This is a genomic window from Paucihalobacter sp. (assembly GCF_036825875.1).
Taxonomy (GTDB): Bacteria; Bacteroidota; Bacteroidia; order Flavobacteriales; family Flavobacteriaceae; genus Paucihalobacter.
Window position 1 is genome coordinate 6,027 of the sequence record NZ_DAISXK010000071.1, and the last position, 1,798, is coordinate 7,824.

Genomic DNA, 1,798 nt, shown 5'->3' on the forward strand with positions numbered 1-1,798 from the left:
GCGACCGCAGGGAGCTAAATGTCATTCACAAAAAGCGCTCTTAACATTCAGCGACCGCAGGGAGCTAAATGTCATTCACAAAAAGCGCTCTTAACATTCAGCGACTGATAAGGAGATAAATGCTTTCGAAGAAAGATCCACTATGCATTTAATTGTGAATTAAAGCTAAATTAAAATTGGACACCGTTAATATTTCTGATCAAGCTTAAATATTAATCACAACCTAAATTACTGTTAAACCAAGACAGCAACCTTTTAATAATCTCTAATTTTGCACAAAAGGGATACAAATGAGAATTTTAATTGCAGGAGCTACGGGCTTAGTTGGACAAGAATTGGTGGCGTTGTGTCATCAAAATGATATTGCGGTTAATTATTTAAGTACCCGAAAATCAAAACTATCAACTGCCAACAACTATAAAGGATTTTTCTGGAATCCCGAGAGCGGAGAAATTGATGGCGCATGTTTTAAGGATGTTGAGGTAATTATTAATTTGGCTGGGGCTTCTATTTCCAAGAGATGGACTAAAAGTTATAAGAAAGAAATTTTGCACAGCAGATTGGATACAGCCAGCTGCCTATTCACTAGTATTAAAAAGCATAATATTCCCATTAAACATTACATTTCAGCAAGTGCCATTGGTATTTATCCAAATTCGCTAACGAATTATTACGAAGAAGATTTTAAGGAAGCTTCAGATTCGTTTTTAGGTGAAGTCTCGGCACAATGGGAATTAGCAGCCAAAAAATTCGAATCGATAGGAGTGAGCGTATCCTTAATAAGAACTGGTTTAGTGCTTTCTAATAAAGGTGGTGCCTTACCTGAAATCGTAAAACCGGTAAAATTATTTGCGGGCGCCGCTTTTGGCAGTGGTAAACAGTGGCAAAGTTGGATACATATCACCGATCTAGCGCGTATTTTTGTGTTTGTTGTAGAACACCAATTGGAAGGCACCTTTAATGCCGTTGCGCCTAATGCGGTTTCAAATAGTGAATTAATAAAAGCAGTTGCTTCTACTTTAAATAAACCGTTATTCCTACCTAACGTTCTAAAATTTGCAATGCAACTAGTGTTGGGTGAAATGCACATTTTGTTATTTGAAAGTCAACGTGTGAGCTCCCAAAAAATTGAGGAAGAAGGTTTTGATTTTCAATTTCCTAACCTAAAACCAGCGCTGCAAGATATTATCGGTTAAACTGAAAAGTTTTTTGTTCAAATCCATTACCAAGCATAATCAGATAATCTTTTTAATTTCTCACTTTCTTTTGTTAAAGTCTACATAAAAAACAGGAGTAAATCAGAGTTTTCATATTCTTCTCTCTATATTTGTTTAACAATATATATAAAAACTTAAACAAAAAGAATTATGAGAAAGATTGCATTTATTTTTACAGTATTATTGGCTGTTTCATTCAGTCAAAAAACACAAGCTCAAACTATAGTTGATGCGGCTGTGTCAAATGAAAACTTTACAACTTTAGTAGCTGCGTTAAAAGCTGCCGATTTAGTTGGTGCGCTTCAAGGTGACGGACCGTTTACGGTTTTTGCACCAACAAACGATGCATTTGCTAAAATTGATGAGGCAACTTTAAAATCCTTATTAAAGCCAGAAAATGTAAAAGCACTTACCAATATTTTAACTTTCCATGTTGTTTCAGGAAAATTAGCTGCGGCTGATGTTGTTGCTGCATTGAAAAAAGGAAATGGAAAAGTTGAATTAAAAGCATTAAATGGTCAAACACTAACCGTTTTACAAAAAGATGGTAAAATTTGGTTACAAGACCAAAATGGGAATTA

At 35.0% G+C, this 1,798-nt stretch carries 2 protein-coding genes; both read left to right on the forward strand.

The window, feature by feature from the left end; translation table 11 throughout:
* The first annotated feature begins 290 nt into the window (after positions 1-290).
* Complete coding sequence (locus V7Z48_RS13145) at positions 291-1,196, forward strand: TIGR01777 family oxidoreductase (protein WP_334114061.1); 906 nt, start codon at positions 291-293, stop codon at positions 1,194-1,196.
* A gap of 171 nt (positions 1,197-1,367) precedes the next feature.
* Positions 1,368-1,798: fasciclin domain-containing protein (locus tag V7Z48_RS13150; RefSeq protein ID WP_334114062.1), on the forward strand; the 431-nt coding region annotated here is incomplete at its 3' end.